The 15,330-nt window shown below is 75.2% G+C and carries 13 protein-coding genes; 11 read left to right on the forward strand and 2 right to left on the reverse strand.

What is annotated here, in order from left to right; all coding sequences use genetic code 11:
• Positions 1 to 291 precede the first annotated feature (291 nt).
• From ACFVVX_RS31250 to ACFVVX_RS31275, 6 genes are all read left to right on the forward strand, one after another.
• Positions 292 to 1,359: an RNA ligase (ATP) gene (locus tag ACFVVX_RS31250; protein WP_387950526.1), complete on the forward strand. Its 1,068-nt coding sequence runs from the start codon at positions 292 to 294 to the stop codon at positions 1,357 to 1,359.
• Between the two features lie 327 nt (positions 1,360 to 1,686).
• Positions 1,687 to 2,520, forward strand: coding sequence for an MHYT domain-containing protein (locus ACFVVX_RS31255; protein WP_387950527.1), 834 nt, complete (start codon positions 1,687 to 1,689; stop codon positions 2,518 to 2,520).
• A 253-nt stretch (positions 2,521 to 2,773) separates the two neighbouring features.
• Positions 2,774 to 5,434 (forward strand): nitrate- and nitrite sensing domain-containing protein, encoded by a 2,661-nt coding sequence (locus ACFVVX_RS31260; protein WP_387950529.1) that lies wholly within the window; start codon positions 2,774 to 2,776, stop codon positions 5,432 to 5,434.
• Positions 5,431 to 5,841 (forward strand): roadblock/LC7 domain-containing protein, encoded by a 411-nt coding sequence (locus ACFVVX_RS31265; protein ID WP_387950531.1) that lies wholly within the window; start codon positions 5,431 to 5,433, stop codon positions 5,839 to 5,841. Before ACFVVX_RS31260 ends, ACFVVX_RS31265 begins: the two co-directional genes overlap by 4 nt.
• Before the next feature lie 116 nt (positions 5,842 to 5,957).
• Positions 5,958 to 6,362 (forward strand): DUF742 domain-containing protein, encoded by a 405-nt coding sequence (locus tag ACFVVX_RS31270; RefSeq protein ID WP_387950633.1) that lies wholly within the window; start codon positions 5,958 to 5,960, stop codon positions 6,360 to 6,362.
• The gene (locus tag ACFVVX_RS31275) at positions 6,343 to 6,975 is read left to right on the forward strand and encodes an ATP/GTP-binding protein (protein WP_387950533.1); all 633 of its coding nucleotides are present in this window, start codon (positions 6,343 to 6,345) and stop codon (positions 6,973 to 6,975) included. The genes ACFVVX_RS31270 and ACFVVX_RS31275 overlap by 20 nt, the downstream gene beginning before the upstream one ends.
• Positions 6,976 to 7,144: 169 nt before the next feature.
• Here ACFVVX_RS31275 and ACFVVX_RS31280 read toward each other — a convergent pair whose 3' ends face one another.
• Positions 7,145 to 7,516 carry a hypothetical protein gene (locus tag ACFVVX_RS31280; protein WP_387950534.1) on the reverse strand — a complete coding sequence of 124 codons (372 nt, stop codon included), beginning with the start codon at positions 7,514 to 7,516 and terminating at the stop codon, positions 7,145 to 7,147.
• Between the two features lie 168 nt (positions 7,517 to 7,684).
• On the opposite strand from ACFVVX_RS31280, the gene ACFVVX_RS31285 reads away from it, so the two are divergent.
• Together ACFVVX_RS31285 and ACFVVX_RS31290 are read left to right on the forward strand one after the other, a co-directional pair.
• Positions 7,685 to 8,371 (forward strand): RNA polymerase sigma factor, encoded by a 687-nt coding sequence (locus ACFVVX_RS31285; RefSeq protein ID WP_387950536.1) that lies wholly within the window; start codon positions 7,685 to 7,687, stop codon positions 8,369 to 8,371.
• A gap of 45 nt (positions 8,372 to 8,416) precedes the next feature.
• A complete protein-coding gene (locus ACFVVX_RS31290; RefSeq protein ID WP_387950538.1) occupies positions 8,417 to 9,373 on the forward strand; it encodes a hypothetical protein in 957 nt (318 codons plus the stop codon).
• Positions 9,374 to 9,485: 112 nt separating this feature from the next.
• On the opposite strand, the gene ACFVVX_RS31295 is transcribed toward ACFVVX_RS31290, so the two are convergent.
• The gene (locus tag ACFVVX_RS31295) at positions 9,486 to 10,952 is read right to left on the reverse strand and encodes a cation:dicarboxylate symporter family transporter (RefSeq protein WP_387950539.1); all 1,467 of its coding nucleotides are present in this window, start codon (positions 10,950 to 10,952) and stop codon (positions 9,486 to 9,488) included.
• A 238-nt stretch (positions 10,953 to 11,190) separates the two neighbouring features.
• On the opposite strand from ACFVVX_RS31295, the gene ACFVVX_RS31300 reads away from it, so the two are divergent.
• From ACFVVX_RS31300 to ACFVVX_RS31310, 3 genes are all read left to right on the forward strand, one after another.
• Positions 11,191 to 12,816 carry an ATP-binding protein gene (locus ACFVVX_RS31300; RefSeq protein WP_387950541.1) on the forward strand — a complete coding sequence of 542 codons (1,626 nt, stop codon included), beginning with the start codon at positions 11,191 to 11,193 and terminating at the stop codon, positions 12,814 to 12,816.
• Positions 12,813 to 13,517, forward strand: coding sequence for a response regulator (locus ACFVVX_RS31305; protein WP_387950543.1), 705 nt, complete (start codon positions 12,813 to 12,815; stop codon positions 13,515 to 13,517). The genes ACFVVX_RS31300 and ACFVVX_RS31305 overlap by 4 nt, the downstream gene beginning before the upstream one ends.
• 281 nt (positions 13,518 to 13,798) lie before the next feature.
• Positions 13,799 to 15,313, forward strand: coding sequence for a diaminobutyrate--2-oxoglutarate transaminase family protein (locus ACFVVX_RS31310; RefSeq protein ID WP_387950545.1), 1,515 nt, complete (start codon positions 13,799 to 13,801; stop codon positions 15,311 to 15,313).
• Positions 15,314 to 15,330: the final 17 nt, after the last annotated feature.

Raw genomic sequence — 15,330 nt, forward strand, 5'->3', positions numbered from 1 at the left:
TTGCACAGCGGGCGCTCGCCAGCCCGGTCTGCCCGGCTGTGGGAAGCCTCAAACCCGGTGCGGCCGGCCCGCGGCCGACGAGGCGTTCCAGGGGCGTTCCAGGGGCGTTCCCGAGGTGTGCCAGGGAGCGGGCGCGGCTCTCTGCGTGCTCTCCGCAGGCCCGGGGTGGCCGAAAACCCCTCGCGCCCGGGCGGGCCGGGGCGCAAGAGTGGCCGGTGGCCGTCCATGCCGTCGGCCGACCGGCCGGGCCGAAGGGGACCGACCGGCCGGGCCCAAGGGGGGAGTACACCCATGTCCACACTGCGCGTCACCGCCGAGCGGCTGATCATCCTCGCCCACCCGAACGCGGACGCCCTCGAACTCGCCCAGGTCGGCCTCTACCGGGCGGTGGTGGCCAAGGGCGTGTACCGGACCGGCGACCACGCCGTCTACATCCCCGAGCAGGCGGTGCTGCCCGCCCAGCTGATCGAGGAGCTGGGCCTGACCGGCCGGCTCGCCGGCAGCAGGTCGGACCGGGTCAAGGCGGTCCGGCTGCGCGGCGAGCTGTCGCAGGGCATCGTCTGCCGACCGGGCGCGCTGGCCGGCGCCGACCTGGCGTCGGCGGCCGAACGCGGCGAGGACTTCGCCGAACTGCTGGGCGTCACCAAATGGCAGCCGCCGATCCCGACCTCGATGAGCGGGGACGTGGGGCGCGCGCCGGATCTGCTGCCCTGGGTGGACATCGAGAACCTCAAGCGCTTCCCGGACGTCTTCGCGCCGGGCGAGCCGGTGGTGCTGACCGAGAAGCTGCACGGCAGCTGCTGCCTGCTCACCTTCCACGCCGCGACCGGAGAGGTGCAGGTGTCCTCCAAGGGCATCGGCGCCCAGGGCCTGGCGCTGACCGAGGACGGGCGCAACCTGTACTGGCGGGCGGTCCGGGCGCACGGCATACCGGAGGTCGCCGCGAGACTGGCGCAGCGGCTGGGCGCCGAGCGGGTCGGCATCTTCGGCGAGGTGTTCGGCGCCGGGGTGCAGGACCTCACCTACGGCGAGTCCGGCCGCAGCGAACTGCCCGGCTACGCCGCGTTCGACGTCTCGGCGGTCGTCGACGGGCAGCTGCGCTGGCTGCCGGCCGCCGAACTGCTGGACGGCGAACTGCCGTTGGTGCCCGAGCTGTGGCGCGGACCGTTCGACACGGAGACGGTGCTGGCGCTGGCCCAGGGGCGGGAGACCGTCTCCGGGCGCGAACTGCACGTACGGGAGGGCGTGGTGGTCCGTCCGCTGAGCGAGCGCTACAGCCCGGTGCTGGGCGGCCGGGCGATCGCCAAGGTGGTCGGCGACGCGTACCTGACCCGCAAGGGCGGCACCGAGTACGAGTGATCCGGCGATGTGCGCCCGGGCGGGTGTCGAGGCGCCCGCCCGGGCCCCCGGAACCGGGGGCCGGCGGCGGCACAAGACCGACCCATTCGAACACAACGCCCGCGCATCGCGGGCAGCTTTTCACATCTTCACGTGGCCAATTCCGGCCCCTCGATAGCGTCCCACGCACCCCAGACCGGAAGCGCACGTGCGGAAGGCATATGACGGGTGATCGCTCCCAGGAGGCCGGTCGTCCGTCACGCGCCGCCCCGCCGGAGTCCGCCCGGTCGAGGGAGCCCGGGCGCGGCGTGAACCGCCCCCGGGCCCGACCGGTCGACCGGAGGTCCCATGGGCACGATGAACCACTTCAGTTTCGGCTGGCTGACGCCGGGGCTGTCGTACGCGATGGCGTGCCTCGGAGCCGCGCTGGGCCTGCGCTGCACCCTGCGCGGACTCTCCGCCACCGGCGCCGCCCGCCGCAACTGGCTGCTCACCGCGGCCGCCGCGATCGGCTCCGGCATCTGGACCATGCACTTCGTGGCGATGTTCGGCTTCACCGTCGACGGCACCGAACTGCGCTACAACGTGCCGCTGACCGTGCTCAGCCTGGTGGTGGCCGTGCTGGTGACCGGGCTGGGGATGTTCGCCGTCGGCCACGGGCGGCACCGGGGCCTGGCGCTGCTGGCCGGAGGCCTCACCACCGGCCTCGGCGTCGCCGCGATGCACTACCTCGGCATGGCCGCCATCCGGCTGCACGGCGGCCTGCACTACGACCCGGCCTCGGTCGCGCTCTCCGTGCTGATCGCGGTCGGCGCCGCCACCGCCGCCCTGTGGGCCGCCGTCACCATCCGCAACGTGTACGCGGCCGGCGCCGCCTCGCTGGTCATGGGCCTCGCCGTCAGCTGTATGCACTACACCGGCATGGCCGCCGTCCACGTCCGGCTGGAGCCCGCCAGAACCGGGCTCGGCGGCGCCGCCCCGATGGAGTTCGTCTTCCCGCTCGCCGTCGGGCTCGGCTCCTTCCTGTTCCTCACCTCCGCCTTCGTCGCGCTCTCCCCGACCGCACAGGAACGGGCCGCCTACCAGGAGGCCGGCGAGCTGGCGATCGAGGAGTTCACGCCGGCCGCCGACCAGGGCCACGCCGGGCGCCAGGCCCCCCACCTGCACGGCCGCGCGGCCTGAGCCGGCCGGCCCTGGTCCGGATCGCACCCGGCTCCCGGGCCCGCCTCCCGCGCCGTTTCCCGGGCCCGCCCCCCGCACCGACCTTCCGCACCGATCCTTCCGCCGGAAAGGCTCCTCACCCATGCGCGAAAGCCGCGGTACCGCGCCCGGTCCCCGCCGGGGTGCCCACGCCGGGCCGCCTGCCAGGCCCCCTCGTTCCCCCGCCCGCCGCAGCGCGCTCGGGCTGCGTCCCCGCACCGTCCGCGCCCGCATCGTGGCGCTGCTGATGGTCCCGGTCGTCTCGGTGCTCGCGCTCTGGGCGTTCGCCACCGTCACCACCGCGCAGGACGTCTGGAACCTGCTGCGCCTGCGCGCGGCACACGCCACCGTGCTCACCCCGATCGGCGACACCGTCGCCGGGCTGCAGGCCGAACGCACCGCCGCAGGACAGCTGTTGGCCGCGCCGGGCGCAGCCCGGGAGAGCGCCCTGCGCGAGGCCGCCGCCACCACCGACCGGGCACTCGACCCGCTGCTCCTCGGCCCGCCGCCCCGCGACCGCGCCGCCGCCGAACCACTGTCCGGCGGGGAGTCCGGCGCGGCGTCCGAATCGGTGTCCGACCCGGCGTCCGGCGCGGTCGGCGCCGCCCCGGTCGCCCGCGGCGGGCAGGGCTACAACCGGGCCGACGCCGAGGGGCTCGGCCCGGACGCCGCCGCGCGGCTGGACGCGCTCGGCACCGCCGTCGCCGCACTGCCCGCGCTGCGCACCCGGATCCTGGCCCGTGCGGTCGGCTGGCCCGAGGCGTACGCCGCGTACGGCACGGCCGTCGACCGGGCGCTGGCGGTGTCCGGCGCGCTGACACCGCTCCAGGACCACCGGGTCGCCTCCGACGCCCGGGTGCTGCTGGAGTTCGCCCGCTCCCGCGAACTGCTGGCCAGGGAAGACGCGTTGCTGCGCGCGGCCCAGCTGTCCGGCGGTCTCGGCGAGGACCAGCTGCGCGAGTTCGCCGGTACCGTCCTCGCCCGCCGCCGGTTCGAGCAGGGGTCCGCCGCCGACCTGCGCCCGCAGGACCGGTCCGCACTGCTCGCCGTCACCGGCGGCCCGGACCACCGGGACCTCACCGGCTACGAGGACCGGGTCCGCACCGCCCCCGACGGCCGGGCGGCCGTCGTCGCCGTCGCGCCGGAACGCTGGTCGGTGGCCGCCGGGAACGTCGCCCGCGACCTGCGCGCGGTCGAGGACGCGGCCGGCCGCGCCGCCGCCGAGCGCGAGGACCCCTACGCGCTCGGCCTGTTCACCCCCTCGGGGATCGCGGTACTGCTCGGCCTGGCGGCCGTGCTCGCCTCGCTGGTGATCTCGGTGCGGATCGGGCGCGGTCTGGTCACCGAGCTGATCGGCCTGCGCAATTCGGCACTTGAGCTGGCCGGGCGCAAACTCCCCGCCACCATGCGGAGGTTGCGCTCCGGTGAGGAGGTCGACATCGAGAGCGAGGCTCCGCTCCCGGCGCACGGGAGCGACGAGATCGGCCAGGTGCACGGCGCGCTGGGCACCGTTCAGCGGGCGGCCGTCACGGCGGCCGTCGAACGCGCCGAGGTGCTCTCCGGGGTCTCCGGGGTCTTCGTCAACCTGGCCCGCCGCAGCCAGGTCCTGGTCCACCGCCAACTCACCCTGCTGGACACGATGGAGCGCCGTACCGAGGACCCGTCCGAACTGGCCGACCTGTTCCGGCTGGACCACCTCACCACCCGGATGCGCCGCCACGCCGAGGGCCTGATCATCCTCTCCGGCGCGGCCCCCGGGCGGGCCTGGCGCAGGCCCGTCCCGCTGCTGGACGTGGTCCGCGCCGCCGTCTCCGAGGTCGAGGAGTACGCCCGGGTCGAGGTGCACCGGCTGCCGCCCGCGGCCGTCACCGGGCAGGCCGTCGCCGACCTCACCCACCTGGTCGCCGAGCTGGTCGAGAACGCCACCGGCTTCTCGCCGCCGCACACCCGGGTCCACATCCGCGGCGAACAGGTCGGCAACGGCTACGCGGTGGAGATCGAGGACCGCGGCCTGGGCATGGGCGGCGAGGCGCTGGCCGACGCCAACCGGCGGATCGCCGCCGCCGGGCAGGCCGACCTCTTCGACAGCGACCGGCTCGGCCTGTTCGTGGTCAGCCGGTTGGCCCGGCGGCACGGGATCAGGGTGTCGCTGCAGACCTCCGCGTACGGCGGGACGACCGCCGTGGTGCTGCTGCCCACCGCCCTGCTGGCCGAGGACCGCCCGGGCGGGAGCCTCCCGGAGGGGAGTGGCCTGGAGGGGAGTGGCCCGGAGGGGAGCCGACCGGTCGAGTGGTGGGAACCGGTCGATGCGGTACCGGAGTTGGACATCGATTCGCCGCCCGACCGGCCGCCGTTCGGCGCCCGGAGCGGTGACCCCGGGGTGTTGCGCCCCACCCCGTTCCGGGCCTCCGGCGCCCGGACGGACGGCCCGGCTGTGGACGGGCCACCGGTTGCCGACCGCCGTCCGAAGCCCGGACCGGGGCCGGTCGTCCGGGCGGTCCCCGCGCCGCAACCGCTCTCCTCGCCGCAGTCCGACGTTGCCCAGCCCGCCTTCGGCCGGCGGACCGGGCAGCGAGCCGAACAGCGAGCTGAGCAGCGGCCGGAAAGGCGGCCGGAACAGCGGCCGGAACGGCTGACCGAGCCGCCGACCGAAGGCGTGACCGGACCGGACGAGCTGCCCCGCCGGATCCGCCAGGCCAGCCTGGTACCGCAGTTGCGCGAGGCGCCGCCCGCCCCGGCCCCCGGCACCCGCCGCGCCGCATCGGCGCCCGGCCGCCCCCCGGAGGCCGCCCGCGCCGCGATGTCCGCCTACCAGCAGGGCTGGGCACGCGGTGAGCGCCCGGCGGCACCCGAATCGAACCACCAACCCCAAGGCCCCGAAGGAGAGCGCCGATGATCGGCACCACCCACCGCGCGGGAGAGCTCAACTGGCTGCTCGACGAGCTCGTTTCGCGGGTCGTCGAGGTCAGGTTCGCCGTGATGCTCTCCGCCGACGGTCTGGCGATGGGCACCTCGGCCGGCCTGGACCGGGAGGACGGCGAGCACCTGGCAGCCGTCGCCTCCGGCTTCCACAGCCTGGCCAAGGGCGCCGGACGGCACTTCGACGCGGGCGAGGTCCGCCAGACCATGGTCGAGCTGGAGCGCGGCTTCCTCTGCGTGGCCGCCGCCGGCGAGGGCACCTGCCTGGCGGTGTTCTCCACCGCCGAAGCCGATCTCGGCCTGATCGCCTACGAGATGGCCCGGCTGGTGCGCCGGGTCGGCGAGCACCTCCGGTCCGCGCCGCGCAGATCGTCGGACGGGTGAGCCCGGTGCCGGAGCAGCGCCCGTACCCGCACCGCCGCACCGACCCGCCACCCCCGTCCGATCCGCCCCCGTACGATCCGCAGCCCCCGCTGCCCCCGCCGTCCCGTCGGGCCCCGGTGCCCCCGCGCAACCCGCTCGCCGCCGCCCACCGCTCGCGCTGGTACGACGACGAGGCCGGCCCGCTGGTCCGCCCGTACGCCATGACCAGGGGCCGGACCCGCCCCGCCGGGCGGGGGTTCGACCTGATCGCCCTGGTGGTCGCCGACGTCCCGGACGGCCCGGACGCCCCCGACCTGCCGGTCGGCCCCGAGCAGGGCCTGATCCTCGGCCGCTGCCGCGGCGGAGCCCTCTCGGTGGCCGAGATCGCCGCCGACCTCGACCTGCCGCTCGGCGTGGTCCGGGTGCTGCTCGGCGACCTGCTGGCGGCCGGGTACATCCGGGTCAGCCGCCCCGTCCCGCCTGCCCTGCTCCCCGACGAGCGCATCCTCCAGGAGGTCGTCCATGGACTCCGCGCACTCTGACAGCACCCGCAGCGCCGCGCCGGGCGCCGCCGACCCCGCCGTCCTCGCGCTCAAGATCCTGGTGGCGGGCGGCTTCGGCGTCGGCAAGACCACCCTGGTCGGCTCGGTCAGCGAGATCCGCCCGCTGCGTACGGAGGAACTGCTCACCGAGGCCGGGCGGGGCGTGGACGACACCGGCGGGGTGGAGCAGAAGTCCACCACCACGGTCGCGATGGACTTCGGGCGGATCACCATCCGCGAGGGCCTGGCGGTCTATCTCTTCGGGACGCCGGGGCAGGACCGGTTCTGGTTCCTCTGGGACGAGTTGGCGCAGGGCGCGCTCGGCGCCGTGGTGCTCGCCGACACCCGCCGGCTGACCGACTGCTTCCCCGCCGTCGACTTCTTCGAGCACCGGGGCATCCCGTTCGTGGTGGCCGTCAACCGCTTCGCCGGCACCCGGGAGTTTCGTCCGGACGAGGTCGCCCGCGCGCTGGACCTGGAGTCCGGTACCCCGGTGGTGGTGTGCGACGCCCGGCGCCGGGCCTCGGGCAAGGAGGTGCTGATCAACCTGGTCGAGCACGCCGGCCGGGTGCACGCCGCCCGCCTGCTGGCCCACGCGGCCCCGGTGGGCTGAACGCCCGGCGGTCCGAACGCCCGGCGGCCTGACCGCCCGGCGCGCCCGACAGCCTCAACTCCCCATCGGGCGTGGGGGAATGGACGAAGGGGTGCCACCGATCGGCGGCACCCCTTCGACGGCGGTGCCGGTGCGGGCCGATGAGGGACGGCCCGGCCCGGTGCCGGTGTCAGCCGCGGCTCTGGAAGTCGATGTGGGTCCAGCTGGAGCCCGGGCAGTTGCCCCAGACCGCCCACGGCTGCGAGCGGGCGCCGATCCACAGGCCGGTGCTGGACGTGCCGTTGGCGCAGTAGGTGATGGTGCGCAACTCGCCCGAGTAGATCCGGCAGTTGCCCTCCCAGCGCCAGCCGTAGTCGGCGGTGATGACGCAGTTGTACGAGGCGGTGACAGCCGTGGGCCAGGCGATGCCCGATCCGGCGGTGATGGTCTGGTCGGCGGCAGGTGCGCCGGCGGCCGGCAGGGTGGTCGCGCCGAGTGCGCCGAGGGCGGCCGCGGCCACCATCCCGAACTTGGCGACGTTCCTGGCGATACAGCCTGACATGGTGGTGCCTCCTTGCTCCGCGCCCGGACGACGGGCCGGGTATTCGCGCCGGCCGCTTCATCCGATGACGTAATGCACACGAACGACTGCGGTCGGTGAAACGACGCCCTAGAGTGTGATGTGGGTCACAACTGGGATTGTCGGGTGCCGAGTTCCGAGGTGGGCGGCATGGGATTCACCGGTCCGTGTTCGAATGAGTGCGCAGGGGACTTCAATCGGGCGTTCACCGCGATTCTGCCCAGGCTCCGGCGCGCCGCGGTTTCGCTCACCGGCTGCCCGAGCCGTGCCGAGGACGTCGTGCACGATGCGTACCTGAGAATCGCGCGACGCCCGGAGCGCTTTCTCCGCCATCCGCAGCCCTACGCCTACGCGTTCACGACGATGGTCAATCTGGTGCGCGACCAGTGGCGCCGTGAGCGGCGGCGGACGCTCCTCCCGGACGCGGCCGAGGAGCCGGCCGGTGCGGACCGGATCGGCGAGGTGCAGTCCTCCTGGGAGGTGCTCCGGCTGCTGCGCTGCCTGACCGTCAAGCAGGCCCGGGTGGTCCTGCTGGTCGACCTCTACGGGTACAGCCTCGACGAGGCGGCCGCGCTGCTGGGGGTGCACCGCAGCACCCTGGCGGTCACCCGCCGCCGTGCGCACGGCCGACTGCGGGCCGTCCTCGAAAGCGAACGCGCATACGAACGCGCCTGCGAGCGCCGACGTGAGGGTGAGCGCCGGCGCGAGGGCGAACACCGACGCGAGGGTGACCACCGGCGCGAGGGCGAACCCGGGAGGCGGGGCGCGGGCGAGGGGGGAGGCGGACGGGAGCGGGGCGGCGGGCCGGACCGGAATCGCCCCGACGCACCGAACTGACGCCATGTCAGCTGATGCGGCGCCCCGGCCCGTACGCTGAAAATCGTGATCACGTACGAGGACCGCAGGCTGCGCACCCTGGCCGAGGACGGCCGCTGGCCCGAGCTGCTGGGCGCCTACCGGCAGGCCCGGGCCGCCGCCGCGGCGCGCGCCGGTGAGCGATCGGCGGCGGCCGAGACGGCGTCGCTCGGCCAGCTGATCGCGTACGGCGCGCCGCCCGAGCTGTCCGTCCGGCTGTTCGACCCGGACGGCGGTCCGGGCGCCGCCGCCGGGGTCGCCGACCACGACACCGGGCCGCTCTGGGAGGTCCTCGCCACCCGGCACTCCTGGCTGCGGCTGGCCCCGCTGCTCGGGCCCCCGGTGGTCCGCCGGCTGGTCGCGCACACCCGGGTGCTGATGGGGGAGGACCTCGCCTACGGGGCCGAGCCCGACCCGGAGGGCGTGCCGCTGCTGCTGGAGCCCTGGGAGGCGGCGGGCTGGGGCGACGGCCCCCGGGTGCGGGAGTACCTGCCGGGCGGTGGTTCGCGCAGTGCGCTGCTGGCGCTGCCCGCCTGCCGCGAGGGCCTGGGCCCGGTGCTGCTGCCGGAGCCGGTGGCGCGGCTGACCGGACAGCGGGCCACCCGGGCGCTGGCCGCCCTGGCGGGCTGGGTGGAGGTGGCCTGCGTCCGGGGCCCGGCGCCGCAGGCGGCCGCCCGGCTGGCACCCGACCTGCGGGTCACCGGCGGGTACCTGCCGCTCGCCGCCGCCTATCCGGCGCTGGTGCAGGCCGGGGCGGGGGACCGGGCGCACGGTTCGGCGCTCGGGCGGCTGGCGCTCTGGCGGGCGCTCGCCGCGATGGCCGGCGCCGATCGGCCCGACCGGGCCGAGGTGAACGCGCTGGTGGCCCGGATGCGCTGCTTCACCTGGTGCGACCCGGCGGACGAGCTGCGCCATCTGCACCTCGCCCTGGAGGATCCGGCGACCGGTCTGAGCTGGGCGATCAGCGGCTCCGAAGAGGCCTGAGCGGTCCGGCCGGACCCGGAGGAGGGTCCGAACGCACGGGACCCCCGGCCCGGCGCCGCTCGGGGGGTTGGGCGAGGCGCCGGACCGGGGGAGTCAGGGGATGCGGTGGGGCTCAGACGGCCGCGGACTGCGCACTCGGCGCGCCGCTCTGGACGGGGACGCCGTCCGGACGGCCTTCCACGGGGGAGCCCTCCGTGGTGGAGCCCTCGACAGGGGAGCCCTCCGCGGGGGAGGCGGAAACGTCCTCGGGTGCGCCGGCGTGGTCGTCGACCAGCGTCCGCTCGTCGAAGGGCACCTCGCCGGCCAGCACCCGCCGGGCCCGCTCACGGTCCAGCTCACCCGTCCAGTGGCCGATCAGCACGGTCGCGACGGCGTTGCCCGCGAAGTTGGTCAGCGCCCGGGCCTCCGACATGAAGCGGTCGATGCCGACGATCAGGCCGACCCCGTCGACCAGGGCGGGCTTGTGCGACTGGAGCCCGCCCGCCAGGGTGGCCAGCCCGGCGCCGGTGACCCCGGCCGCGCCCTTGCTGGCGATCACCATGAAGACCAGCAGCGACAGCTGCTCGCCGAGCGACATCGGCTTGTCCATCGCCTCGGAGATGAAGATCGAGGCCATGGTCAGGTAGATCGCGGTGCCGTCCAGGTTGAAGCTGTAGCCGGTCGGCACGGTGATCCCGACCACCGGGCGGCTGACGCCCAGGTGCTCCATCTTGGCGATCAGCCGGGGCAGCGCGCTCTCCGAGGAGGAGGTCGAGAGGATCAGCAGGAACTCGCGGCCGAGGTAGCGCAGCAGCGTGAACACGTTGACCCCGGCGACCAGCCGCAGCAGCAGGCCGAGCACCACGACCACGAACAGCGCGCAGGTGACGTAGAAGCCGATCATGATCACGGCGAGGCTCTTCAGCGCGGAGGTGCCGGTCGCCCCGACCACCGCCGCCATCGCCCCGAAGGCGCCGACCGGCGCCAGCCACATGATCATCGACATGACCCGGAACACCAGCCGCTGCACGTGCCCGATCCCGCGCAGCACGGGTGCGCCCGCCGGCCCCATCGCCTGGAGCGCGAAACCGGTCAGCAGCGCGACCAGCAGGGTCTGCAGCACCTTGCCCTCGGTGAGGGCCGAGAGCATGGTGGTCGGGATCATCCCGAGCAGGAAGTCGGTGGTGGACTGCGCGGCCCCGGCGGTGGCCTGGGCGTGTCCGGCCTTGGCCAGGGCCTGGGTGAGGTGCAGGCCGGAGCCGGGCTCCAGCAGGTTGCCGACGGCCAGGCCGATGCCCAGCGCCACCGTCGACATGGTGAGGAAGTAGCCGAGGGCGAGCCCGCCGACCTTGCCGACCTTCGCGGCCTTGGCCACCGAGCCGATGCCCAGCACGATGGTGCAGAAGATCACCGGGCTGATCATCATCTTGATGAGGTTGACGAAGCCCGTCCCGATCGGCTTCAGCTCCACGGCGAAGCCGGGCGCGGCCAGCCCGACCGCGACGCCGGCGACGACCGCCGCGATCACCGCCAGGTAGAGGTAATGGGTGCGGTCCTTCCGTCTGACCCCCGCCTGTGGTCCTGCTCCGGTGATCGACATCTGCGGCTCCTTCGCCCTGCAGTCCTGGCGGCCCCGGGTGGTGGGCCGCTCCGACTATGGGCCGCGCCGTGACGGAGGTCACGTTTGCGTTCATAGAGTTCACGACGGGCCCCACCGGGAGGCCGCGCGGGATCCGCCGGGGGAGGCCGCGCTGGATGCGCCGGGGGCTGCCGGGAGCTGCCGGGAGGCGCCGCCGGCTCCGGCGGGGCCGCCCCGGGCGTGGTGCACACTGTCAGGCATGTCCGTGCGCACCCTCCCCCCGCCGCGCCGGCTGGTGCGCAGCCTGGCCGGACAGCTCTTCGTCGTCCAGGTGGTGATCGTCGCCGCCGTGGTGGCGGGCGGCGCCGTGCTGGCCTACCTGTTCACCGCCGACCGCACCGAGGGCGCGGCCCGCAGCCAGGTGACCGCCGTGGCCCGCGCGGTCGCCGACTCGCCGTCCGTCCGGGCCGCCGTCGCCGGACCCGACCCGTCGGCCGTGCTCCAGCCCTACGCCGAGCAGGTCCGGGCGGACACCGGGGTCTCCTTCATCACCGTGATGGACACGGCCGGCGTGCGCTGGACCCATCCGCTGCCGGAGCAGATCGGCAAGACCTTCCTCGGGCACATCGACTGGGCGCTCGCCGGGGAGACCCGCAGCGAGACGTACACCGGCACGCTCGGTCCGTCCGTGCGGGTGGTCACCCCGGTGCTGGACGAGCGGCGGCAGGTGATCGCCCTGGTCAGCGCGGGCATCACGGTGCGGTCCATCACCGACCAGCTGCGCGGGCCGCTGCTCGCGCTGGCCGGTGTCGCGGTCGCCGCACTGGCGGTCGGCGGGCTCGGCACCTACCTCGCCAACTCCCGGCTGCGGCGGCACACCCACGGCATGGGGCCGGCCGAGCTCAGCCACCTCTACGAGTACCACCAGGCCACGCTGCACTCGGTACGGGAGGGTCTGGTGCTGCTCGACCGAACGCACCGGGTGGTGCTCTGCAATGACGCCGCCCGGGAACTGCTCGGCCTGAGCGGCGAGTTGGAGGGGCGCCCGGTGGACGGGCTGGGACTGCCGGAGGCCCTGGTGGCGGCCGTGCTGGGCGAGGTGCCGGTCCGGGACGAGGTCCACCTCACCGCCGAGCGGGTGGTGGTGCTCAACACCTCGACCATCGGCACCGGCCTCGGCCGCGCCGTCACCCTCCGGGACCACACCGAACTCCAGTCCCTCAGCGGTGAACTGGACTCGGTGAAGTCCTTCACCGAGGCGCTCGGCGCACAGGCCCACGAGGCCGCCAACCGGCTGCACGCCGTCGTGTCGCTGATCGAACTCGGCCGCCACGAACAGGCGGTGGAGTTCGCCACCGCCGAACTCGCGCTCGCCCAGCAGCTCACCGACCGGGTGGTCGCGGCCGTCGGCGAGCCGGTGCTCGCCGCGCTGATGCTCGGCAAGGCCGCCCAGGCCGCCGAGCGGGGCGTGGAGTTGACGCTCACCGAGGACAGCCGGATCGACGACGGCGTGCTGCCGCCCGGACTGCCCGCCCGCGACCTGATCACCGTGCTCGGCAACCTGGTCGACAACGCGGTGGACGCGGCCATCGCCGGCGCCGCCGACTGGCCCGGCCAGCCGGAGGTCACCGTCACCGCCCGGATCGACGACGGGGACCTGCTGCTGCGGGTCGCCGACACCGGTGCCGGGATCGAACCGGGCGCGGTGGAGGACGTGTTCCGGCGCGGCTGGAGCACCAAGCAGGACGGCCGCGGGCACGGCCTCGGGCTCGCCCTGGTCGCCCAGGCCGCCCGGCGCAACGGCGGCACGGTGGAGGTCGGGCGCGAGCGCGGCGCGGTGCTCACCGTCCGGCTGCCGCTGCAACGGGCGGAGGTGGCGCGGTGATCTCCGTCCTGGTGGTCGAGGACGACCCGGTGGCCGCCGCCGCCCACACCCTGTACGTCGAGCGCGAACCGGGCTTCCGGGCCGTCGGCACCGTGCACAGCTGCGCCGACGCCCTGCGCTTCCTGGACCGCGCCCGTGCGGCGGGCACTCCCGTGGACCTCACCCTGCTCGACCTCTACCTGCCCGACGGTCACGGGCTGCAGCTCTGCCGCACCCTGCGCGCGGCCGGGCACGGCACCGACGTCATCGCCGTCACCTCCGCCCGCGACCTCACCATGGTCCGCCAGGCCGTCTCGGCGGGCGTCGTGCAGTACCTGCTGAAGCCGTTCAGCGGCGCGGCCCTGCACGACCGGCTGGAGCGCTACGCCCGCTACCGCGACACCCTGGGCCGCACCGGCGAGGCCACCGGCCAGGACGAGGTCGACCAGGCGTTCGCCCTGCTCCGCACGCCCGAGCGCACCGCGCTCCCGAAGGGGCTCAGCGCCCCGACCCTGGACACCGTCGCCACCGTGCTGCGGGAGTCCGCCGCCGGTCTCTCCGCGGCCGCCGCGGGTGTGGCGGCCGGGGTCTCCCGGATCACCGCTCGCCGCTACCTGGAGCACCTGGTCGACACCGGGCGTGCCGTGCGCGAGCCGCAGTACGGCCAGGTGGGCCGCCCGGAGCTCTGCTACCGCTGGCGGGAGCGGGAGCGGGAGCGGTGAGGCGCGGCTCGGGTCCGGGGTTCGGGTCCGGGGTTCGGGTCCGGGGTTCGGGTCCGGGGGTTGGGTCCGGGGGTTGGGTCCGGGGGTTGGGGGCCCGTCGTCCAGGGCCGGTGTGCGTGCGGCCGTTCGTCGTTTCGGGCCCGCCCGTGACCTCCCGGGCGGGCGCTCGTTGGAGGGGAGGGTGCGCCGTCACCCGCTCGGGTGGTTCTCGCCGTCCCGGGGCCATGCGAGCAGGTCAGGCCAGTAAAGTTAGGCTTACCTAACTTTATTGGGAGTTCGCCTTGACGCTCGCCGCTGAGTCCGCCACCGGGCCCGCCGTCCCCGCCCAGGCCCCAGGGGATGCCATCCTGCGCCGCCAGCGCGTCCGCGAGTCCGCCGCCCGCACCTACGCCCGCTCCTTCCCGATCGTCCCGGTCCGCGCCAACGGCATGACCGTCGAGGGCGCGGACGGCCGCCGCTACCTGGACTGCCTCTCCGGCGCAGGCAGCCTCGCGCTCGGCCACAACCACCCGGTGGTGCTGGAGGCGATCCGCCGCACCCTGGACAGCGGGGCGCCGCTGCACCTGCTCGACCTCGCCACCGCCGAGAAGGACGACTTCACCACCGCCCTGTTCGAGAGCCTGCCCAGGGAGTTCGGCGAACGCGCCCGGGTGCACTTCTGCGGCCCCGCCGGGACGGACGCCGTCGAGGCCGCCCTCAAGCTGATGCAGACCGCCACCGGCCGCAGCGGTGCGCTCGCCTTCACCGGCGCCTACCACGGCATGACGGCCGGCGCCCTCGCGCTGACCGGGAGCGTCGCCGTCAAGGAGCCGCTGCCCGGCGGCGGCGAGGTCGTCCGGCTGCCCTACCCGTACGGCTACCGCTGCCCGTTCGGCGTCGGCGGAGACGCCGGGGCCGATCTGGCCGCCACCTACGTCGAGCGGCTGCTGGACGACCCCTCGGGCGGGGTGGTCAAACCGGCCGCGATGATCCTGGAGGCCGTCCAGGGCGAGGGCGGGGTCGTCCCCGCCCCCGACGGCTGGCTGCGCGAGATGCGCCGGATCACCGCCCAACGCGGCATCCCGCTGATCGTCGACGAGGTACAGACCGGCGTCGGCCGCACCGGCGCCATGTGGGCGGTCGAGCACAGCGGGATCGTCCCGGACGCCATGGTGCTCTCCAAGGCGATCGGAGGCAGCCTCCCGCTGGCCGTCGTCGTCTACCGCGAGGACTACGACGGCTGGCGGCCCGGCGCGCACACCGGCACCTTCCGCGGGAACACCCTCGCCATGGCGGCCGGCGCGGCCACCCTGCGGTACGTCGCCGCCAACGGCCTGGCCGAGCGGGCCGCCCTGGTCGGCGCCCGGATGACCGAGCGGCTGCGGGCGCTGCGCGAGGAGCTGCCGGTGGTCGGGGACGTCCGCGGACGCGGGCTGATGATCGGGGTCGAACTGGTCGACCCCGGCGCCGAACCGGACGCCTGCGGGGCTCGCCCGGCCGCGCCCGCGCTCGCCGTCAAGGTCCGCGAGGCCTGCCTGGCCCGCGGCCTGATCGTCGAACTCGGCGGTCGCCACGACGCCGTGCTGCGCCTGCTGCCGCCGCTCACCATGACCGACGAACAGGCCGCGGCCGTGTTCGACCGGCTGGCCGACGCGATCTCCTCGGCCGGCGCGGGGGCGCTCACGGGTGCGCCGGTCGATGCCGCGCCCGCCGTCGCCGCGCCTGCTGTCGCCGCACCCGCCAGGGCGGCGCGGTCCGGTGCGACACCCGCCCAGGCTGTCCGGTCCGGTGTGGCCCGGTCGGAGGCGGCGCTGTGACCGTCCCCGACCCCTCG

The sequence above is a fragment of the Kitasatospora sp. NPDC058170 genome (assembly GCF_042883905.1).
Classification (GTDB): domain Bacteria; phylum Actinomycetota; class Actinomycetes; order Streptomycetales; family Streptomycetaceae; genus Kitasatospora.

Excerpts from the sequence above, each read along its gene's own strand:
- ACFVVX_RS31250 (WP_387950526.1), top strand. The coding sequence starts at position 292 with ATGTCCACACTGCGCGTCACCGCCGAGCGGCTGATCATCCTCGCCCAC.
- ACFVVX_RS31255 (WP_387950527.1), top strand. The coding sequence starts at position 1,687 with ATGGGCACGATGAACCACTTCAGTTTCGGCTGGCTGACGCCGGGGCTG.
- ACFVVX_RS31265 (WP_387950531.1), top strand. The coding sequence starts at position 5,431 with ATGATCGGCACCACCCACCGCGCGGGAGAGCTCAACTGGCTGCTCGAC.
- ACFVVX_RS31295 (WP_387950539.1), bottom strand. The coding sequence starts at position 10,952 with ATGTCGATCACCGGAGCAGGACCACAGGCGGGGGTCAGACGGAAGGAC.
- ACFVVX_RS31280 (WP_387950534.1), bottom strand. The coding sequence starts at position 7,516 with ATGTCAGGCTGTATCGCCAGGAACGTCGCCAAGTTCGGGATGGTGGCC.
- ACFVVX_RS31275 (WP_387950533.1), top strand. The coding sequence starts at position 6,343 with ATGGACTCCGCGCACTCTGACAGCACCCGCAGCGCCGCGCCGGGCGCC.
- ACFVVX_RS31285 (WP_387950536.1), top strand. The coding sequence starts at position 7,685 with ATGGGATTCACCGGTCCGTGTTCGAATGAGTGCGCAGGGGACTTCAAT.
- ACFVVX_RS31300 (WP_387950541.1), top strand. The coding sequence starts at position 11,191 with ATGTCCGTGCGCACCCTCCCCCCGCCGCGCCGGCTGGTGCGCAGCCTG.